19 protein-coding genes are annotated in these 21,028 nt (G+C 52.7%); 3 read left to right on the top strand and 16 right to left on the bottom strand.

The features are described from left to right. Nucleotides 1–3: 3 nt before the first annotated feature. From A8990_RS03790 to A8990_RS03760, 7 genes are all read right to left on the bottom strand, one after another. Nucleotides 4–873 carry a carbohydrate ABC transporter permease gene (locus A8990_RS03790; RefSeq protein ID WP_116187835.1) on the bottom strand — a complete coding sequence of 290 codons (870 nt, stop codon included), beginning with the start codon at nt 871–873 and terminating at the stop codon, nt 4–6. 37 nt (nt 874–910) lie between these two features. Further along, on the bottom strand, nt 911–1,858 hold the full coding sequence (locus tag A8990_RS03785) for an ABC transporter permease (protein WP_116187696.1): 948 nt from the start codon (nt 1,856–1,858) through the stop codon (nt 911–913). 203 nt (nt 1,859–2,061) lie between these two features. Next, a complete protein-coding gene (locus tag A8990_RS03780; protein WP_116187695.1) occupies nt 2,062–3,603 on the bottom strand; it encodes an ABC transporter substrate-binding protein in 1,542 nt (513 codons plus the stop codon). A 168-nt stretch (nt 3,604–3,771) separates the two neighbouring features. Further along, nucleotides 3,772–5,382 (bottom strand): response regulator transcription factor, encoded by a 1,611-nt coding sequence (locus tag A8990_RS03775; protein ID WP_116187694.1) that lies wholly within the window; start codon nt 5,380–5,382, stop codon nt 3,772–3,774. A 4-nt stretch (nt 5,383–5,386) separates the two neighbouring features. Further along, on the bottom strand, nt 5,387–7,129 hold the full coding sequence (locus A8990_RS03770) for a sensor histidine kinase (RefSeq protein WP_116187693.1): 1,743 nt from the start codon (nt 7,127–7,129) through the stop codon (nt 5,387–5,389). A 238-nt stretch (nt 7,130–7,367) separates the two neighbouring features. Beyond that, a complete protein-coding gene (locus tag A8990_RS03765; RefSeq protein ID WP_116187692.1) occupies nt 7,368–9,632 on the bottom strand; it encodes a glycoside hydrolase family 3 protein in 2,265 nt (754 codons plus the stop codon). A 21-nt stretch (nt 9,633–9,653) separates the two neighbouring features. Then, nucleotides 9,654–10,760 carry an alpha/beta hydrolase gene (locus A8990_RS03760; protein WP_116187691.1) on the bottom strand — a complete coding sequence of 369 codons (1,107 nt, stop codon included), beginning with the start codon at nt 10,758–10,760 and terminating at the stop codon, nt 9,654–9,656. Between the two features lie 274 nt (nt 10,761–11,034). On the opposite strand from A8990_RS03760, the gene A8990_RS03755 reads away from it, so the two are divergent. Both A8990_RS03755 and A8990_RS03750 read left to right on the top strand, forming a co-directional pair. Continuing rightward, a complete protein-coding gene (locus A8990_RS03755) occupies nt 11,035–11,307 on the top strand; it encodes a type II toxin-antitoxin system prevent-host-death family antitoxin (RefSeq protein WP_116187690.1) in 273 nt (90 codons plus the stop codon). Continuing rightward, nucleotides 11,291–11,617, top strand: coding sequence for a type II toxin-antitoxin system RelE/ParE family toxin (locus A8990_RS03750; protein ID WP_116187689.1), 327 nt, complete (start codon nt 11,291–11,293; stop codon nt 11,615–11,617). Before A8990_RS03755 ends, A8990_RS03750 begins: the two co-directional genes overlap by 17 nt. A gap of 93 nt (nt 11,618–11,710) precedes the next feature. Here the strand turns inward: A8990_RS03750 and A8990_RS03745 are convergent, their stop codons facing one another. The 7 genes from A8990_RS03745 to A8990_RS03720 all read right to left on the bottom strand — a co-directional run bounded on the left by A8990_RS03745 (nt 11,711) and on the right by A8990_RS03720 (nt 17,458). Next, entirely contained in the window at nt 11,711–12,694 is a 984-nt protein-coding gene (locus A8990_RS03745; protein ID WP_116187688.1) for a C40 family peptidase, read from the bottom strand. Nucleotides 12,695–13,050: 356 nt separating this feature from the next. Then, nucleotides 13,051–13,278 (bottom strand): hypothetical protein, encoded by a 228-nt coding sequence (locus tag A8990_RS03740; protein ID WP_116187687.1) that lies wholly within the window; start codon nt 13,276–13,278, stop codon nt 13,051–13,053. Nucleotides 13,279–13,385: 107 nt separating this feature from the next. After that, entirely contained in the window at nt 13,386–13,826 is a 441-nt protein-coding gene (locus A8990_RS03735) for a class I SAM-dependent methyltransferase (RefSeq protein WP_147306763.1), read from the bottom strand. Beyond that, nucleotides 13,813–13,965, bottom strand: a complete 153-nt coding sequence (locus tag A8990_RS31370) for a hypothetical protein (protein WP_181909380.1) — start codon at nt 13,963–13,965, stop codon at nt 13,813–13,815. Before A8990_RS31370 ends, A8990_RS03735 begins: the two co-directional genes overlap by 14 nt. Before the next feature lie 144 nt (nt 13,966–14,109). Continuing rightward, nucleotides 14,110–14,598, bottom strand: a complete 489-nt coding sequence (locus A8990_RS03730) for a zinc ribbon domain-containing protein (RefSeq protein WP_116187685.1) — start codon at nt 14,596–14,598, stop codon at nt 14,110–14,112. 227 nt (nt 14,599–14,825) lie between these two features. Next, on the bottom strand, nt 14,826–16,448 hold the full coding sequence (locus tag A8990_RS03725) for an ABC-F family ATP-binding cassette domain-containing protein (RefSeq protein WP_116187684.1): 1,623 nt from the start codon (nt 16,446–16,448) through the stop codon (nt 14,826–14,828). 86 nt (nt 16,449–16,534) lie between these two features. Beyond that, a complete protein-coding gene (locus A8990_RS03720; protein WP_116187834.1) occupies nt 16,535–17,458 on the bottom strand; it encodes an MBL fold metallo-hydrolase in 924 nt (307 codons plus the stop codon). A 238-nt stretch (nt 17,459–17,696) separates the two neighbouring features. Here A8990_RS03720 and A8990_RS03715 point away from each other — a divergent pair, with 238 nt between their 5' ends. Beyond that, nucleotides 17,697–18,869 carry a conserved virulence factor C family protein gene (locus tag A8990_RS03715; protein WP_116187683.1) on the top strand — a complete coding sequence of 391 codons (1,173 nt, stop codon included), beginning with the start codon at nt 17,697–17,699 and terminating at the stop codon, nt 18,867–18,869. A 344-nt stretch (nt 18,870–19,213) separates the two neighbouring features. Here the strand turns inward: A8990_RS03715 and A8990_RS03710 are convergent, their stop codons facing one another. Both A8990_RS03710 and A8990_RS03705 read right to left on the bottom strand, forming a co-directional pair. Then, nucleotides 19,214–20,056, bottom strand: coding sequence for a phosphotransferase family protein (locus A8990_RS03710; protein ID WP_116187682.1), 843 nt, complete (start codon nt 20,054–20,056; stop codon nt 19,214–19,216). Between the two features lie 39 nt (nt 20,057–20,095). Next, a complete protein-coding gene (locus A8990_RS03705; RefSeq protein WP_116187681.1) occupies nt 20,096–20,941 on the bottom strand; it encodes a transglutaminase domain-containing protein in 846 nt (281 codons plus the stop codon). Between the last annotated feature and the right edge of the window lie 87 nt (nt 20,942–21,028).

The following is a 21,028-nucleotide window of genomic DNA, read 5'->3' as shown; positions in this document are numbered from 1 at the left end:
TCATTAGCCTTTGACTGCACCAATCGTCAAGCCCTTAACGAAGTAGCGCTGGAAGAATGGATAGATGCAGATGATTGGCAGAATGCCGATGACCGCCATCGCCATGCGGACAGAGTTCATTGGGAGCGTAGCTGTCGCTTCGGATGCTTTGCCGCCCAGATTGTTCTGCTGCAGGAATTGGATATTGCTGAGCATCCGGTTCAGCAGGTTCTGAATGCTGTAGAGCTTCGGCTCCGTAATGTAGATCAGACCGTTGAACCAGTCGTTCCAGTACGAGATCGCGAGCATCAGACCGATCGTTGCGAGTATCGGCAGCGAGAGCGAGAGCACGATCCGATAGAAGATCTTGAACTCGCCGGCGCCGTCAATGTAAGCGGATTCGATAATCGGCACCGGAATCGAAGTCATGAAGAACGAGCGGATTAGCATGATATAGAAACCGTTCGTAAGCAATCCGGGCACGATGAGCGCCAGCAGGATGTTCTTCATGTGGAAGAGCTCTGTATAGACAAGGTATGAAGGAACCAAACCGCCGTTGAACAGCAGCGTGAAGAATACGATGAATGCGATGATGCCTCCGAGCGGCATATCTCTGCGGGACAGCGGATACGCCAGCAGCGAAGAGATCAAGAGGCCTGAGAACGTGCCGACCACGGTAATCATGATCGTGATGCCGTATGCGTGAGTCATGGCCGCTGCCTGATCCCACAAGTACGTGTAAGCAGCCATGCTGAATTGGGGAGGAATCAGATTATAGCCGTCTTTTACGATGGACGCCTCGTCCGTGAAGGAAGCTGCGACGAGCAGCAGGAACGGGAACAGACACGCAGCCGATAAAAGGATAAGCAGAATATGAACAACCGATTGGTTCATTTGATTCGTTTTCACGGATGTCGTCACTCCTTTACGTTTAGAACAATGCCTGATCGCGGTTCCGGCGTCTGACGATGTAGTTCGAGAAGATTACCAATATAAAGCCGACAATCGACTGATAGACGCCTGCTGCGGATGACATTCCGATGTCACCGAGCGTCATGAGTCCGCGGTAAACGTACGTATCGATAACGTCCGTCGTCGGCTGCAGCGGTCCGGAGTTCAGCGGTACTTGGTAGAACAAGCCGAAGTCGGAGTAGAAAATGCGGCCGATTGCCAGCAGCGTCATGACCGTAATCGTCGGAGCGATCAGCGGAATCGTGATTTGCTTGATCTGCTGCCATTTGCTCGCTCCGTCAATCGTTGCAGCTTCGTAGTACTCATGATCAATGCCAATAATCGAAGCCAGGAAGATGATGCAGAAGTAACCGATGTTCTTCCACAGGTTAACGATCGTTAGGATGTAAGGCCAATACTTCGACTCGCTATACCATTCGAGCGGATGCATGCCGAAGAACGGGAGAACATGTTTGTTCACGAAGCCATTCTCTACGTTTAGAAGCGAGAGCACGAGATAGCCGACGATAACCATGGAGATCAAGTATGGCAAGAGCACAAGGCTCTGATAGAAACGCGAAGCAAGCTTGTTGCGCACTTCGTTCAGCAGTATGGCAAGCGTGATTGCAACCGCCGTATTGATAAGAATGAAGCCCCCGTTGTACAGCAGCGTATTTCTGGTTATAACGAATGCATCATTCGTTTGGAACAAATACTTGAAGTTCTGCAGCCCGATCCAATCGCTGTAGTAGATGAGGCCGAACAACCCCTTGTGCGAGTAATCGATGTTCTTGAACGCGATTACGACCCCAACCATCGGCAAGTAGTTGTTGATGACGAGATAGGCAAGTCCAGGCAATACCATCAGAAACAGCGCACGGTACCGCATCATTCTCTTGAGCGCGACGCTCCAACCTTTCTGTGTCATGGCTAAACCTCATTTCTTATGTTGTATACCCTCATTGTAAAACGAGCGGACTTGGCCCACTCACCAAAATCACGACCTGGCAGTTTAGATATTCCGACCTCATTTGCGAGATTGCTAGAAGGCTCGGAGGGTAAAGCAAAGGCACCCCATCGGGTGCCTTCGCCATCCATAAACTGCTGCCAAGAGGCATTCGGATGTTCGGTTTATTTGCCAGCTCCAGCCGCGATGAACGCGTCCAGCTGCTTCTGTTTCTCCGCGATAATTTTGTCGAGACCAGCCGCTTTAAGCTTATCATTGAAGTCTGCAACCATAGCTGGATCAATGCTGCCGGAATCAAGACCAGCGCGGTATTGGTTAATCACGTTCGTTGCCGCAGCGATTTCCGTCTTCACGGCAGAGCTGTCGAAGGAGAAGCCAAGCGCAGGCGAAACGATGGACGATTCGTTAAACTTCTTCATTTGCTCCCAAACATCCGGAGCTGTGCCTTCCCATACTTTCGCAAGGGCGTTATTGCCCACTTCCCATTGGTTGAACACCCAGCCGCTATCAGCGCCAACCGATCTAATTTGGCCATTAGCGCCGGCAACATAATGTTTGCCTTCAACGCCGTTGTCCAGCAAGTTGACAATATCAGCGTTCGTATACATCAGATTCATCAGCTGCATCGCACGGTTCTCATCCTGCGTATTGCGCGGAATCGAAATCATGAAGATGTTCGCAGATGCAGAGCCGGATACCGGCTTCGTCAAACGGACAGCTGCCATTTCATGGCCGTCAATGCCGGACTCTTGCGCTTCAAAGCCTGGCTTCATATTGGAGAAGTAGCCGAAGCCCTTGCCTGCTTTAATAAGCGCGTTGTTGCCTTCTTGCGTCGTTGCTGCATCCTTCATGATATAGCCGGCTTGGTACCATTTTCTCGTCAATGCCAGTGAATCCTTGTACTCTTGCGTATCGAACAGATTGACCACTTTCGTGTCATTGTTGTTCAGGTTAAGCACGCCAAGGCTGTCGCCGAGGACGTCGAATTGGCTTGTAATCATTTCAGTCGCAATGCCCAGCGTGGACGAACGCTGCACGATCGGGCTTACGCCTGGCTCGCTGTCTTTAATCGTTTTGAGAATGGGCTCAAGATCCGCATACGACTTTACTGTGCTGAGGTCGATGCTGTACTTGTCCAGCAAATCTTTGCGGGCGATGAAGCCATAGTCCGCTGCCGTGTCGCGTACGCTTGGAACGCCGTAGATTTTGCCGTTGATCTTCGTACCGTTGAAGATCGCTTCAGGCATCGTATCTTTGATGCCTTGTCCATATTTCTCAAGCAAATCGTCGAGCACAACGAGCTGATTCTTCGCTGCTTGCGTGCTGTAGTTGAAAGCAGACGAAGTTACGAGCAAATCAAGCGGTTCGTTGCCCGCGAGCTGCAGGTTGATTTGCTGCTGCCATGCTGCCGGATCGATCGGCACAAGCTTTACGGTTGCATTGAGCTTCTCTTTCGTAATCTTGCTGATTGCATCTTGAACGTCCGCTACATCCTTGAATGTTCCAATACCGAGAAATGCGACTTTAAGCTCGAGTGTCTTTTCATTACCGGAGTTCGCGGAACCGGCAGCGTTATTGCTAGCAGCTGCATTGCTGCCAGACGCTGCGTTGTCCTTGTTGCTTGAACCGCCGCAAGCGCTCAATAGCAACGAGAGCACCAGAATAATGGATAAGGCAAGCATTGATGTTTGAAACCTCTTTTGCATGTCATTCCCTCCACATTCGTATTGATTACAACAGACCCCCGGTTGAATCAACTTCTACCATGTAACCGCATTCAATCCGGTAAACCTATTGTAAGAGCTATACGACCGAGCAACTCACCAAAAAACCGACTTCCTTTTTATACTTTTCCGACTTCCATTTGCGTATCTCTAGCAAGTTTTATAAAGCTTCCTATAATCGGACGGCGAACAGCCGGTTTCTTTCTTGAAAATCGTCGAGAAATACGACAAATTCGAATAACCCGCAGCCACCGCAATGTCGCTGACCGACTGCTCCGATCGCTCCAGCAGCCCTTTGGCATACTCGATACGCTGCAGCTGAAGATAGTCCGATATCGACATCTTCGTCTCCTTCTTGAACAACCGGCTTAAGTAATCCGGATTCAAGTAAACGTAGCTCGCAATGTCTTCTCGGGACAGATCCTGCTCGCCCAGCTTCTCTGCGACGAATTGCTTGACGCATTCGACGACCGTTAAGCTCCGATGCGCGGAGTGCAGCCGGCTGATCGCAACCTCAATAAAGTAAAGCGCCCACTCCGTGAATGATTCAACCGAATCGAGCACTTCCTCCGGCTTGTCCGTCAACATCTTTTCCGCGAAAACATCCTTCGCCTGCAGCCCTTTGTATTGCAGCACATAAAAAAGCATTTGCAGAAAATCTTGATAAATAAGGCGCAGGCTCGCAGCATCCAGCTGGAGCTTATTCGCCCTCAAGTCGCTCATGTAGCGCTGGAAATCAGCCGTTAGCCGATCCTTCGAGCCATTCATCAGCCATTCCCCCCATTCCTTGAGCGGCAATGGAGGGAGCGTCTGCACTTCCTTCGGAACGTCGCGGAGCACGAGCACTTCGTTGGAAATCGTAACGTTGTCCGTATCCGCCTTCCTCAGCTGAGCAAGCGAGCCAACGACTTCGTGTGTATAGGACAGATCGCCAATATAAACGCAGAGATTGCAATTGAAGTAACGGTTACAGCTTTCAATATATTCTTGACAAACGTTCTTCAGCGCCAGGAGTTGATCACGCGTCGGATCGGGCAGCAGGACGAGCAGCGCTCCGAAATCGACAGGCAGCACGCCACCCTCCGAGCTCATGCCCGCAACCTTCTCTTCCGCGGCATTACGAAGCGCATACGTCATAATTCGCTGCTCTCGCTGGGAGAGCTGCTTATGCCATTTGCGGACACGGATAAAGATCGGACAGAACTTCATCGTCTCCGTATAAGGTACATTGAGCTCTGCCGAAAGCTCATTAATCTTAGCCGGAATGGAAGGAACCGTCTGTTCAACCAATTCTCTCCAGAATCGCTCGATACGCAGCGGGCGATGCGACTCGAATTTTCGAACAACGCCTTTCAGCATCTCCTCCGAAATTTGCCGATCCTTCGAATCTTTGATTTTGCCAAGCGCCTTGACGATAACGTTCTCCATATCCTCATAATCCACCGGCTTGAGCAAATAATCGAAGCTGCTTAACTGAATCGCTCTCTTCGTATAGTAGAATTCCGAATGACAAGTGAGGAAGATCGTCTCCGTCTGCGGCCGATGCTCCCGAACCCATTCAAGCAGCTCCAGACCTGAGCCCTGCGGCATCTCAATATCGCAAACCATGAGGTCGATCGTTTCCGTTTCAAAAATATCTACCGCCTGTCGAAGGCTATGCGCCGTACGCACGTCGACGATGTCCAGCCTATCCCACCGAACGCCTGCTACTAACCCTCTCACCGCATGCGCCTCATCATCTACGATTAATGCTCGATACATCGTCCTACAACTCCTTCTCGTCTATCGGGATCTGAATGCGAACAGCGGCTCCTTGCCCCGGCTCGTTCCAGAACGAAATTTGTGATTTGCCCGGATACAGCAGCTTCAGTCTGCGTTTAATATTCCAGATGCCGATATTCTCGCCTGCATCGCTGATCATCTCTTCGTTGTTCTGCAGCTTCTGCAGCACGTCCTCGGGATAGCCGGGGCCAGAGTCCATAATGAGGATATGGAGCTGCATCGGGGATGAAGCTCTGTCCGCGGTTACCCGAACGTGAATTTCCATGACTTCTTCCATGTTAAAAGCATGCTTAATGGAGTTCTCCACAATCGTCTGAATGACCAGCGGCGGAATGCTTAGACCAAGCAACTCCTCCTCAGCTTCGACGTTGTACGTGAGGTGATCCGGAAACCGGAGCTGTTGAATGCGCAAATAGCTGCGTGTATGAGCCAATTCTTCCTGCAGCGTGACCACATACGAGTTGCTGCGGAACATGAACCGGAAGTACGCGACCAAGTTCTTGGTCATTTCCTGGATGACGGCAAAATCCTTCACCGTAGCCAGGTTATATATGATATTGAGCGTATTGAGGAAGAAATGGGGATTGATCTGCAGCTGCAGATGCATCAGCTCCGCCCGCTGGTGATTCAGCTTCTCCTCGTACACGTTGATTTTCAGATCGCGAATCTCGGTAATCATGCCATTGAACGTTTCGTTCAGGATTTGAAACTCCGATGATGTGGAATACGGCTTCAGGGAGGACTGCCAATTGCCGTCCTTCAGCTTGCGCATCGCCGAGATAATACGCCCGATCGGCTGCAAAAACACCCTTCGCATAATGAACATGAACAAGAGCAAGAAGATACAAGCCAGCGTCGTAATGACCGATGAGATTCGCTGCAAATACGGAAGCTTCTCCAAGACTTCGCTCTCCGGCAGCACGGCGATGAGATTGAAATCTCCTTGTGCCGACGGCTCTCCCATGACGAGAAACGGCTTGGAGGTGCCTGATCTGACAAAGGTGCTGTCGGTATAGCGGAGGTCTATTCCTTCGCTCGCCACCTTCTCCTCTAACTGCATCGGCGCAAGCTTGTTCGTCGCCAGAAGCGCAAACCCGTCTTTGCCAAAGTTCATGAAGTTGAACGGAATCATCAGCCTGTCCACCCGAACCCAAGCGCCGAGATAGACGGTGCCGGTCTTGATCAGATGATACAAATAATAGCCGTTCTTCGACTCCCACACATGCCACCGCTCAAAATTGACTCCGCTCAAATCGGATTTCAGAAATTGCCCAATATCGACCTGAATCGCGCTGCGATCTTCAAATGTAGCACCGTAATTGTTGCGGCCAACTGTAAGCAGGTCATCGTTGACGGTGGAGTAGATAAAGAAGACATCCGCGCTCTTGTAGTACTCGATTTCGCTAGACAGTTCGTTGTACAGTCGTATCTTCGCTAGCGAGTAGATCGAATCGTTGACTTCTTTCGGCGCTTCCAGCTGCAGCAGGTCGGTGTTCCGCTCCGACAGGTTGAACAGATAATTGTCCACATCGCTCATGCTGGAGTCGATCTGGTTCATGTACAGATTAAGCAGATTCTTGTTCGACTGCGCCACCTGATTGCGAACCACCTGCGCGGAATAGTAATCGTTAATCGTAATGATGACAATAAGCGGAACCATGAACAGCAGAATGGTCGCAAACAGCTTGACGCGCAAGGAGTTCAGCCACGTATACACCGTTCTCATGCTGCTTTCCCTCCTTGTTGAACGATTGGATTGATAAACTATAGGCGCCCCTAGCAACCGCTGCGCGTGCGGATCATTGTTCCGATCGCTGTTGTAGTTTCGATATCCTGGATTCACTCTCCGCTATACATGGGCTTTTAGTTCAGCCATTAATCCTTCTATACTACCAATTCTGTTGCAAAAAGGCACTCCGGTCAGGGAATGACCGAGTGCCTGTGCAGTTGCCAAGTGTTGGTTGTTATCCGTGAACGCGTTTGTACCGTTCCGTCCGTTCGTCGGCAATGATGCCCGACCAGTTCAAGCCGAATGCGAAGTCGTAGCCGTTGCCTTCGGAATCGACGTGCACTTCCATGTCATGCGGCACATCTTCGAGCTGTTCTTCAACGGTACGCATATTCGCCGGAAGCTGCATCGGCAGCAGACCGGAAGGCTCGGCAGCGCCAGTCAACACATCGAGCAGCGCTTGGTCGGATACGCCGAAGTTGACCACGATCGCATCTGCTAACGGCTCGAATTCGCGGCAGACAGTCGGCTTCGTCAGGCTCAGCGTGACGATGACAGGCTTGTCTCCCATTGCTGCGCGCGTATCGAGCACGAGCTGGAGATCGCCTGCGTTGTGCGCGGTTACGGTCTTGCCTTTGTAAGAGCGGTTCAGCGTATCTGTTTCCCGCGAGTCTCCGGCAAGGCTTTCCGCTCGCGCATACTCAGCCGTGTACGCGTTATATTGCAGGCTGATCGGCACGTAACCGGTGCCTCCCGCCTTCTTGTCTTCCGGATCGTAGCCGCTGCCGGAATCCGCGCCGCGAATGGCGACGATTGCGAAGTCCGCTTCCGAAGGATCATGCGTGACCTCGAAGAACTTGCCCGCTATGTCCAGATTGATCGGATATTCCGTCTTCTCCGGGAACGGGAACCCGAACCAGCTGATGCCTGCCGGCGTATGCCGCTGCGGGATATAGACCTTCTTCTGCTTCGGAAGCGGAAGCACATTGCTCTTGTTCTTAAGCATAACGAGAGATTTGACCTGAGCCTCATAGCCTGCAGTGACGAACTCAGGGCTGCCGACGATGCGCTCGCTCTCTTCAGGCTGCAAGTACGGATTCTCGAACAAACCTACCCGGAACAGGTTGCTGAGCAGCCGGACCGCCGACTGTTCGAAACGTGCCCGCATATACGATTCGCCATGCTCCGAAGCACCGATCCGGTACGCTTCCAGAATAGGAGCGATTTCGCTGTTGCCGCCGAACTGATCGACACCTGCCATGATGATTCTGTAGTGGCGCTCTGCTACTGTGAAGCCTGTCTCCATTCCCCAGCTGCGTCCGCCCGGGAAGAGGCGCTCGATCGGGTTCGGCTCGTCATCCGTAATGCCCCAGTCGGTGCAGACGACGCCTTCGTAACCATACTTTCCGCGAAGCAGGTCTGTGATCAAATAATCGCTGTATGAATTCGCGACCTCTTGTCCGTCATGCTTCGAGATCGTGTAATACGGCATCACCGCGGAAGCTTTCCCTGTTCCGCCTTTTAAGTTGAACGCACCGTGCGTGAACGGAATCAAGTGATCCTTGAAGTTGTCGCCTGGATAGACGGCATACTTCCCGTACCCGAAGTGAGCGTCGCGTCCGCCCTCGCCCGAACCGCCGCCCGGCCAGTGCTTGACCATCGCATTGACGCTGTCTGTTCCCCAGCCGTCCTCCGCCTTGTCTCCTTCCGTCGTTTGGAAGCCGTCGATATACCCTTTCGCCATATCGGCCGACAGCCACGGGTCTTCGCCGAATGTGCCGTTGAACCGGCTCCACCGCGGATCTGTCGCGATATCCACCTGCGGCGACAACGCTGTGGCGATGCCAAGTGCGCGGTATTCCTTCGCGGCAACTTCGCCGAAGCTCCCAGCAACGGCAGGGTCGAACGTCGCAGCCAGCCCAAGCGCTTCCGGCCACATCGAGATGGTACCGCCGGAGCCTGCGTTATATTCTGTGCTCGCATCCGCGCTATGGCGCGGATCGGTGCTGATATTGACCGGAATGCCCAGCGCCGATGCTTCCGCCACCGCTTGCAAATTATTGTTCCACCGCGCAGAGTCTGCCGGGCTCGATACGGCAGTAACGAGAATGTGACGGAGATGCCCTTCCGTCAGGAAAGCATGCTGCTGATCCGTCAGCTCCGCAGCGTCAGCGCCGCTTTCCGCATACGGCTTGCCGTCATACGTCGCGGGAGTGAAGCCGAATGTTCCCGGAACCGCTTGGTGCGGGCTGTACAGCATGAGGCCGGCGATTTGCTCGATGGACATTCGCGCTGCCAGATCCTTCGCCCGCTGCTCGGCTGGAAGCCGCCAATCCACATATGGATGCAGCTTGCCGTCTTTGCTCAGGTCTTTAAATTTCAAGCCATCCTCTTCAATAATCCGAACCCCGGATGCAGCCGAGAAGCCCAAAGTCGGACCATTGCCGTTCGTTACATACTGGATGTCTGCAGATGCATTTGTTTTCACAGAGTCGCTCATCGTCGGTTCACCTTCCTACGTCTATTCGATTACACGGCGGAATGCCGCGCCGATTTCTTTCATGCAATCTTCCGCTTGCGGGTAGAGCCCTGACTTGTCCATGAACGCATGGTCCACGCCATTATATTGAATGAGCGTCGTCTTCACGCCGCTTCGAGCGAGCTTTCTTGCGTACGCCTCGTCCTCCAGCCGCAGGAAGTCGTATTCCGCCGTAATGATCAGCGCTTCCGGCAAGCCGGTTACGTCGCCAAGCAGCGGTGCCAAGTATGGATTGGACGGTTCAGCCTTGCCCTGCAAGTACATGTTCAAGATAGGACTTGAAGCGTCGCCTTTCATCGCCATAAGACCTGGCATTATGAACTCATGATGCTTGCGGATATCGTAAGCTTCAACCGTCCAAGGCGGGTCTCCGCTATCCAGCGCCCCCATGTTAACGGTCGGATAGATCAGCGCTTGGAACCGGATGAATCCCGTTCCTTGATCCCGGTCCATCAATGAACAGACAGCCGCCATATTGCCACCTGCACTGTCCCCTGCCACTGCAATTTGCTCTGGATTGACGCCCAGCGCCTCTGCATTCTCGTGCACCCAGCGTACAGCTGCGAAGCAATCATTCAGCCCGGCTGGGAAAGGATGCTCAGGAGCTAATCGGTAATCAACGGAAACTACCACGGCATCTGCATAAGCGGAGAGACATTTGCATGGATTCTCGACGACATCGAGCGTACCGCCGATGAAGCCGCCGCCATGAAAGAACACAATCGCCGGCCGCTTCGCTTCCCCTTGCGGAGTATAGATGCGGATTGGAATTTGCACGCCATCCTCGCCGGATTCAATCGATCGCTGAACGGTTGCAATGGTGCCATCCGTCACATCGTCGTTGTCCCAGCCCATGAATGAGCGCATCGCGGCTGCGAAACCCAGCATATCCGTAGGATCGATCTGAAACGGAGAGCCGCCAGCGAACTTCTCCGCCGTCTTCACTTGAACCTCGTACACGCGCGGATCAAGCTCTCCGCGCGCCTCAGAGTCCGGAATCGGTTTGACGACGAAGCTGTAGCCGTCTCGCTCGCTTATCACAGCTTTCGTGCTCAGCGCTTCTACTAGTGAAAGGTACTTTTCATCCATGCCCAATGCCTCCCAGTTCTTTAACTTTGCCTTCGCCAACAAACAGCATGCATAGAGGTGCTAAAGCGTTTGCAATCTATCTTTATTGTAGTAATAGCCGCCTCGCCCAGCATACTAAAATGACGACTTTCTGCTTGCGATATTCCGACTTTACGGAAAGAAACACCAGATTCGAACGCCAACAACCTTAGACATTACATGCGACAAGTAGCAACACCGATCAGTTAAATGATATAATATAGTCAGAATAATGTTATGCAAGGAGCTGAGACGAATGAATATTAAGCCTTCCACTTCAATTCGCCAGGACTATAATGGATTTTCTAAATATTGCCATGAAATTGATGAACCTGTGGTTATAACTCGGAACGGGGAAGCTGATTTAGTCGTAATGAGTCACGAAGCCTATAGACGAATGGAGGCTCGAATAAAGCTTCAATCTAAGCTTTTAGTAGCAGAAAAGCAGATCGCAGAGGGAGAACCATTACTTGACCATGAACAGGTAATGGCGAGAGTGCGGAGGAAGATAGATGCCGCCAAAGAATAAGATTAAGTATTCACCAGCAGCAGTTGATGATATGGATGAAATATTCTCCTATATCTCTAACGATGATGTACCTGCTGCAGAAAATTTATTGCGGAACCTTGATGAGAAAATATCTGCTCTGGCAGACTTCCCTGAAATGGGAGCTGTGCTTTCTGAAGATGATTACTCCCTTGTACAACGAGGTTATCGTTTTATTGTGGTACATCCATATTTGGTTTACTACCGAATCTTTCAAGGGACTGTCTTTATTCACCGCATACTGCATGGGCGTAGAGATTACCTGCGTGAACTATTTGGAACCTTGGAATAAGACTCAAACTTTATAAAAAAAATGAACCCTGTCTCCAACTTGATATCCGTGGAGACGGGGTTCATTTTTTTCCTAGACCTTAATTCATATGACTTACAGTGCGCTGCCGCCAAACAGGAAGCGGTAATCCCACTGTGTATTTGCGATGTCGCTTGTGCGCACGCCGCCGGACTCCGTGGAGTACGTGTGCAAGATTTGGCCGTTGCCGAGGTAGATCCCAACGTGCGTGATCGTCTCCGTCGATTTGTTCACGCCGTCATACGACGAAGCTTTGGAGCCTTTGTATTCCATGAAGAACATCAGATCGCCACGCTTCAGCTGGTGCCAGTCTGTCTTCACAGGACCGTTCGCCTTTACGTAGTCGCCTTGCTTGCGGGAATCCGCTGGCAGTGTAATGCCCGCGCCCTCGCGGAATGCTTGACGAACGAAGTCCGAGCAGTCGAACGTTGCTGTTGTGTTGCGGTCGGAGCCGAACTCGTACGGTGTGCCCCAGTACTTCATGCCTGTAGCGATAATGTTCTCGATCGTCACGGATTCAGACGGTGTCGCAGGTGTCGACGGTGTCGATGGCGCGGCTGCACCTTCTGGCATCGAGAATGCCGGACCCGTCGTTATGTATTGTTCTTGCGAGCTCACGTAGCCCTTCTTGCCATTCGAATCTGTCACTGCGAACCATGCCCTGTTCGGTTGGCCCGTGATGAGCACCGACTCGCCTTTGCTCAGAAGACGGATCTTCGAACCATCAGTCGATGGCGCCGTGCGGAAGTTTACCGATGCTGCGATTGTAGCGTTATAGATAATATCGATATATTTTTCAGAGGAGGATACATAACCGATCGAGCCGTACATGTCCTGTACTTTGTACCAGTATGCGTTCACTTCTTCGAGAATGACGACGTTGTCGCCTGACTTCAGATACTTATAGACGGTGGACGATGTGGACGGCTGGCTGCGGAAGCTTACACTGGACTGGATCTCGCCGACGACCGGCGATGTTCCTACTGCGGCCATTGCGGCAGGGATGACGAGCAGAGCGGCTAAAATGAAGACAAGTAACGCTGCTGTAATCTTTTTCATGATGGTTGACTTCCTCCTCAAGTAATGGGTGCTTTTCTGTACTGTAGGCTCTTTGGCCCTGTAACAATTGTACGTACACACCCACACCTGACATATCGTCCGCTTGTCTCATTTGTCGGATGCCGCCCTAGACCGGAAGCCCCATCGTCATGCGCCAGCATAGCAAAAAAGACGCTCCCCAATCGGGACGTCTTTATACGTAAAAACGCTCATATCCTCAGGCTAAACCGTACCGTTTCATCATTTACATGCCATTTACATCCGGTCCTACAATAATGCCAAAAGTACTATTTTATGACCAAAGTATCCTCATCATGTAAATGTTTCCAATTACCTGCAAACGACAATCTTCCTGCTTAAGCTCCTGGAAGCCCGAATCCATTCACGGAATCGGTATGGCTCTTCTTCATGATCATCATTAGCGTATCGTATCGGTTCGGGGAATCAATGATAGATTGATAGTCACTCTTGCCAATCGATGAGAAAATGGCGACATCTCCAGTGTGGTAATACAAATACAGTGACGACTCGCCCTCATCATACGAACAGAACGCAATTTGCTTCGATTCCACCGGTACGAGCATTGCCATACGCCTCCCAAGTGAGCATTTTCGCTTTACAAAAAGCCATTACTATATATATCCATTTGTCAACGAATAAAGCACTTGGGAAGTGAACACTTTTTGAACGCTTACATCGTCTTAATGGCGAGCAGCGCATCGACAGGCTCGTGATCCGCGCCGAACGCGCGGACAAAAGCCGGATTGAGCCGATTATGCTGTCCCTTTAATATAATTACCTCATAGCCCAGAGCTTGAAACTCCTCCACTTCCCAGCCGCTGTGATGTGCCTGATACTGCTCACCATTAAGCCCGGAATGGTCGATACCTTCCTGGGGAAAATACCCGCGCGGGGTATAAATGATGATATGCTTTCGCGCGATATACTCTGCTTCTCTGAGCACCTTAATCCCATCGAGCTTCGAGAAATGCTCCAGCGAATCGAAGAAAGATACCGCCGAGAACGACTTCGGAACGAATAGCTGGCCAATGGAAAGCGCATTGGAAATAATCGGTATACTATGCGGCGACTTCGTCACCCGATTGAGAAGGTACGGTCTATGAATATCCAATGCGATGATCGAATTGAAAAAAATCCAGATTATCGAGCATGACGCACGGACCGCTCCCAATATCGAGCAAGCTGTCTGTTTCCTTCATATGATCCTTAATGATCTTTAAGATGCGAAAATCAAATGTTTCGTGGGCCACTCCCGATCCTCCTTCTACTCCCGATTATGCTAGTTATAGTATGAGAGGTGATTGTATTCGGTAGCGGCAGTTGTCCGCCAATAAAAAAGCAGCCCCGGGTAACGGCCGCTAACGGCTGCCCAAGACTGCTTCATGTGTAAAATGTTATTCGAACGTATTGCCCGCAGCGGATAGGCCGTTGCCGCAAGAAATACAGAACTTCGAATTGAGCTCGTTCTCCGTCTTGCAGTGGCTGCAGATGACGACGATCTCGCCGACAGTTGTCTCCGCCTTCGGAGGTTCCTCTGCAAGCGAGCTGCCGCAATCCGGACAGAATTTCGCATCAAGCGCAACAACTTTGCCGCATGTGCATGTTTTCTCGAAACGGATCGCCTTGATGCGCTCTTCGAGGACGCCGATCTCTTCATTCAGCTCGTCGACCTGATGGCAGGCATTCGCTACCTCCTGCTCCGTAATGGCAAAATCCTTCTCTTGATGGCCGCGGTATACCGCTGCACCGATAGCGGTGTACACCTTCTCAATCTCTTTCTCTTTGCCGCTGATTTGAGCTTTAAGCTTCGTAATTTCTACCGTCTGCTGCGCCTTCTTCGCCGCATCGGAAGCCCCTTGCTTCACTTTATCGAAAAATGACATCTATGATCGACTCCTTCAAAGATTTCGTCTAATTGTGTCGTTACTACCATTTTAACATAAACGGATGTGCCTGGTCACGAACCACGCGGACCACGCGATATGGCTAGCAGGCCTGCATCTTCCTGTTCTAGTTTATGAGGCCGATAGGGGCGAAAGAACCAGGGGAAACGCAAAAAAGGACCGCACTCCGTGGAGTGCAGCCCTTCATGATAAACGTGCTATGCCGATTATTCCGCTGGATACATACGCTCGCGAAGTGCTTTGACTTCAGCATTCTCAAGGTATTCATCGTACGTCATAATGCGGTCGATAACGCCGTTTGGCGTAATTTCGATAATACGGTTGGCGATCGTTTGAACGAATTGATGGTCATGCGATGTGAAGATCATCGTGCCGTCGAAGTCGATCAAGCCGTTGTTGAGCGCCGTGATGGACTCGAGGTCCAAGTGGTTCGTCGGTTCGTCCATGAGGAGAACGTTCGAGCCGGACAGCATCATCTTGGAGAGCATGCAGCGCACTTTCTCGCCACCGGACAATACGCTAGCTTTCTTCAGCGCTTCGTCGCCCGAGAACAGCATGCGGCCAAGGAAGCCGCGAATAAAGCTCTCGTCTTGATCCTTGGAGTATTGGCGCAGCCAGTCGACAAGGTTTAGCTCAACGCCATCGAAGTATTGGGCGTTGTCCTTAGGGAAGTAAGCTTGCGTCGTTGTTACGCCCCATGAGAACGTACCCGCATCCGGCTCAATCTCACCCATAAGAAGCTGCATGAAGATTGTCTTCGGCAATGTGTTTGGACCGACAAGAGCGATCTTGTCGCCTTTGTTAATGGCAAGCGTCCAGTTATCGATCAGGTTTACGCCGTCAACCGCCTTCGTCAGACCTTCCATCAGCAGCAATTGCTTGCCCGCTTCACGCTCAGGCTTGAAGTTGATGAACGGGTATTTCCGGTTGGATGGGCGAATGTCGTCCAGCGAGATCTTGTCAAGAAGCTTCTTACGGGAAGTCGCTTGCTTGGACTTGGATTTGTTGGCGCTGAAACGTTGGATGAACGCTTGCAATTCCTTGATCTTGTCTTCCTTCTTCTTGTTGGCGTCACGCATGAGCGTAAGCGCCAATTGGCTCGACTCGTACCAGAAGTCGTAGTTACCGACATACATCTGGATCTTGCCGAAGTCGATGTCCGCGATATGCGTACAAACTTGGTTCAAGAAGTGACGATCGTGAGATACGACGATAACGGTACCTTCGTAGCCGCCAAGGAAGTTCTCCAGCCACTCGATCGATTGCATGTCAAGATGGTTGGTAGGCTCATCGAGCAGAAGAATCTGCGGGTTGCCGAACAAGGCTTGCGCGAGCAACACGCGAACTTTCTCGTTACCGGACAGCTCCGACATTTGCTTGTCGTGCAGCTCCGGCGGAATGCCAAGACCGTTCAGCATGCCAGCTGCTTCGGATTCCGCTTCCCAGCCGTTCATATCTGCGAATTCCGCTTCCAGCTCGCCTGCGCGCATGCCGTCTTCGTCGGTAAATTCCGCTTTGGCATAGATCGCGTCTTTCTCTTTCATGACTTCGTAAAGCTTCTTATGGCCCATAATAACCGTCTCGAGCACGAGGAAATTATCGTATTCGTAATGGTTCTGCTTCAGGACCGCGAGACGCTCGCCCGGCGTGATGTGAACTTCGCCGTGCGATTGCTCCACTTCGCCGGAGAGGATCTTCAGAAATGTCGATTTGCCGGCGCCGTTCGCGCCGATGAGGCCGTAGCAGTTGCCTGGCGTAAACTTAATATTAACGTCTTCAAATAGCGCACGCTTACCATATCGAAGCGTGATGCCGCTTGTACTTATCATTAGACTTAATCCCGTCCTTCACTAATCATTCTTAATCATCACTCCATTATAGCATAATTCCGGGAGCGGTTGCTTAGTAGTTATTATTAAAAACGCCTAGTTTCACCATGGGGCAGGACCATCAGCGACTCGTTCGGGAGCTTCAGTCTGCGTTGTTCTGCATGAAGGCGGTCGAGTGCTTCTTGAGGCGTATCGTCAGCTAGCCGGTATGATCCGTAGTGCATCGGCACGAACAATCGTGCGCGCACATCGAGAAAAGCTTGCAACGCCTCCTCCGGCGTCACATGCTGCGGACCCATGAACCATTCCGGTTCATAAGCACCGATTGGCATGAGCGCGATATCGATCTGGAAGCGGCGGCCGATCTCCTTGAACCCTTCGAAATAACCGCTGTCTCCTGCAAAATAAAACGTTGGCTCATCCTCACGCTCGACGACGAAACCTCCCCAGTGGGACGTGTTCATATCTGTTAGCGTACGGCGCGTCCAATGCTGCGAAGGTACAAACGTAAACGTAACGCCGCCGATCGTTGCCTGTTCCCACCAATCGAGCTCGATGATGGACGAGAAGCCTTTGCGCCGCAGTTTATCTGCGAGACCGACAGGCACGATTAAGGTTTTGTTGTCGGACAGCTGCTTGAGTGATTTGATATTCAAATGATCATAATGAGAATGTGAAATAAGAACGATGTCAATTGGCGGCACATCCGTTATCGCGATGCCCGGCTTCACCATTCGCCGCTGGTATGCGAGCTGTTCGGCCCAGATCGGGTCCGTTATAATATTAAGGCCCGAGTGTTGGATCAAGAACGTCGAATGACCGATCCAGGTCAAGGACGGGACCGTTCTGTTCGCATGCAGGAACTGAAGGTCCGGCTCCACGACGGGAACGGTGTAGGAATAGTCTTTCTGTTTCATTTTGCCAGAGCGCTCGCGGCGCCATTGCCGCACTTCCTTAAACGTACGTGGCACTGCAGTTGTATCCAGGTTCTCATACCGCATCGCTATCATCTCCCAAGTGGCATAGCTGCTGATCATGAAGTTTTTTAGTTGATAATGAGCTTAATGGACCAGCAGTATCGTTCGACATTCTCTCTATGTAATGTCTCTCTATCAAAGATACCAAGCTTAATTCGTGAAAGCAAACGAGGATCAACGGTGATTCAGGCGATTTGTGGAGTGGCTGGTAGATCGTTTACACTTATACATATGAGGTACGTCAATTGGGGACAAATAGGGGGAATGCAAAATGAAACTGACAGGAATTGAGCCGACGCCAAGCCCGAACTCGATGAAGCTCAATGTCGATGTGAAGCTTCCCGCAGGCCAGCGGTTCAGCTTCGCGGTTGCGGATGCGGCTGGCGCGCCGGAACCGCTGCGCAGCCTGCTTGGCATTGATGGCGTGCGGGGTTTGTTCCGCACGGCGGATTTTATCGCGCTTGACCGGAAGCCGGGGGCGGACTGGGCGGCGATTTTGGACGCGGCTCGACGGGTGCTTGGCGAAGATGGCAGCGGCGGAGTAAGTGATTCGCTAGGCGCGGGCGAAGCGTTCGGCGAGGCGCATACGTTCGTGCAGCTGTATCGGGGGATCCCGATGCAGCTGCGCGTGCGCACGCCGGGCGGCGAATCGCGCGCCGCGATGCCCGCGGCTTTCACGGAGGCGGTGACGAAGGCCGCCGCCGCTTCGATGATCCGCGAGCGGAAGCTGGAGGAGCTCGGCGTCCGTTACGGCGAGCCCGACGAGATTGCCGCGGAGCTCGTGCGGGAATTGACAGCCGCGTATCCGCAGGAGCGGCTGGATGCCCTTGTCGCGGCAGCGCTCGCGCTTGGCGCGGAGGGCGCCGGGGAGGGCGGCGCCGCGGGAGCGGCCGCGGCGGCTGTGCGGCCGGCGCCGCTGTCCGCGGCGCAGCTCGCGGAGCGGCTTGCATCGCCGAAGTGGAGCGTGCGTTACGAGGCGCTCTCGCGCACAGCGCCGGAGCCGGCGATGCTGCCGCTGCTCGCCAAAGCACTTGAAGACGACAACGTCTCCATCCGGAGACTGGCCGTCGTCTATCTTGGCGAGCTGCGGCTGCCGGAGGCGATGCCGCTGCTGTTCGCGGCGCTCCGCGACGCGTCGGCTTCCGTGCGCCGCACCGCCGGCGACACGCTGTCCGATCTGGGCGATCCGGCAGCGATCGCGCCCATGATCGAAGCGCTAGGCGACCGCAACAAACTGGTGCGGTGGCGCGCAGCGCGCTTCTTGTACGAAGCCGGCGACGAGTCCGCCGTCGAGGCGCTTCGCGCGGCAGCGGCTGACCCGGAATTCGAGGTCAGCCTGCAAGCGCGCATCGCGCTCGAGCGCATCGAGCGCGGCGAAGAAGCTGCCGGCTCCGTCTGGCAGCAGATTACCTCGCGTAACCGCGACGGGAAAGAAGGCAACTAACATGAAGGGCAGCGAGTCCGTGACTCCGCTGCCCTTATTTGTGTCTACCAGTTTGTAGTCGATTTAATGTGTATCCCTAGGGTACACTCTTTCGCTCATTTCGCCGTTTTTTCATCAATGTGTATCCCTACAGTACTCTCTTTCTCTCATTTCACCGTTTTTCCGCCAATGTGTATCCCTACAGTACTCTCTTTCTCTCAAACCGCCACTATTCGACAGATGTAGTCCACTAAACCAGCTACCTTTCAGCGTTTCTACGGATTTTCTCCCTATGTAGTCCACCAAACCAGCTTCATTGGAGCTTTCACCGTATTTTCATTGAATGTAGTCCACTAGACCATTATTCATGACTCTCCCAGAACCCTCCGCACCTCCGCCAACAATGCCTGCCTCCCCGCTCCTGCACCCATCTCACTAACCCGCACCGCCAAAGTCGGAGCCAGCCAAGCCTCCACATCCTGCATCCCCATCACTCCGGAGCGCTCGAAGTACGCATTCGCATACGCCTCAGCAAATATCCCTCGGTGTCCTCGCGAGCTCACCCAATCCGGTGCTCCTTCGGGAACGTCGCTGCCCGCGAGCAGCATGTAAGTTCGCGCCACATCTGCCGCCGGATGCCCGACGAGAGCGTTGATCCAGTCGATAATCATTGGTCCGTCCGCCGTCAGAATGATGTTGCCAGGATGAAAATCATAGTGGCACAGCGCCGCGCCTTCTGGTAGCCTAGTCAGTCTCGAAGCCAGCTTCTCCTTCTCCGCATCACTCAGCTCACCAACCCGCCGAATGCTGTTCTCCATTTCCCGCTTCATGTTCGGAGCAGCGTCCAGCTTAACCGTATGCAGCTCAACCTGAAGGTCCGCCAGCAGCTTCGCATAGTGCTCAACACTGCTCTCGTTCGCCTCGATCTGACTCAGCATCGTCGGTCCTTCCGCCTTCTCGTAGATGAGGCACGTACTCCCCTCGTACACCGTCAAGCCCTTGAACTTAGGCGCCCGAACACCAGTCAGCCGATCTATCGCCACAGCGTTCCGAGCCTCTTTCTCCGCCTCGTAATGCGCGACACTAGCATCATGAAAAATCTTAATCACATCCGATTGTCCCCACTCATACACACTCGCCGTATTCCCCACGCCAAGCAATTGACCGCGCACAAGCATCCCCCCAATACATTCCCTATTCCATAACATACCAAAAAAACCTCCAGTCCCGCATGACAAAAACGGAAGCTAGAGGTTTTGGGTAGCCGGATACGCCGAAGCATCCCACTGGTGATCCACACGCATCTGTGCGTTACTCTTCAAATAATACGAATTACTCACCTGTCCCGCACGATCCGGCACCGGGTCGTCCCAAGTGACGTCGAGGTGGTACCATTCTGAGCCGAGCCGCACCATGTTCCAAACATGGCTGCCAGAGGAGACGGTTCCTTCGACGATGCGCACATCGATGCCGGCGTCCTCCAGCATCCGATAGGCTAGAAGCGCGTAGCCTTGGCACACTGCTGTTCCATCCTCCAGCGCTTCATACGCGGTATAGTGCTGCAGCGATTCGTCATAGCGCACGTGGGTGACGATCCAGTCGTGGATGGCACGGATCTTTTGCTCCGGCGTCATGCCTGCACTCACAATTGCAGGCAGCAGCTCTGCCACTCGCCGCTCGACTTCTTCCGTCTGAGCCGCAGATTCGCGATATTGGATATTGACGCTAATCTTCGCGGCAGCGCCCCAGCTGCGCACCCTATAGATGTAAGAGTCCACGATGTATTTCATATAGTCATCCGATGCCATGACATCGCGAGTAAGCTGATCGATCCCGCTGCTCAACTGATCACGGTCACCGGAGTAGTCCGCAGATAGCTTAGCCGAGTGCGCCTGCAGCTGTACTTCAAGCTCGCTCTGCAGCGCCGCAAATGAAGCAGGAGCCGCAGATACCGATGTGTAGCGAAAATCCGAGCCAAGCCCAACAGCCAGCAACAGCGCGACCAACCCTAATCGAGACAACAGCTGCTTTGCTCTTCCTTTTGTCTTTGCCCTAACCGCTGCCCTTGTCTCCGCCACCACTCTTCCCTTCATCCCGCGACTCCCCCTTCCCTTTTCCTCATTTTACCTATTATACCCAGTTCCATCGATCTAAAAAAGCGCCCCCAGCCGCAATTGCCT

This window comes from Paenibacillus taihuensis (genome assembly GCF_003386535.1).
GTDB lineage: Bacteria > Bacillota > Bacilli > Paenibacillales > Paenibacillaceae > Paenibacillus_Z > Paenibacillus_Z taihuensis.
Note: the sequence above shows the minus strand (reverse complement) of the source record. Positions and strands in the feature narration are given on the sequence as shown.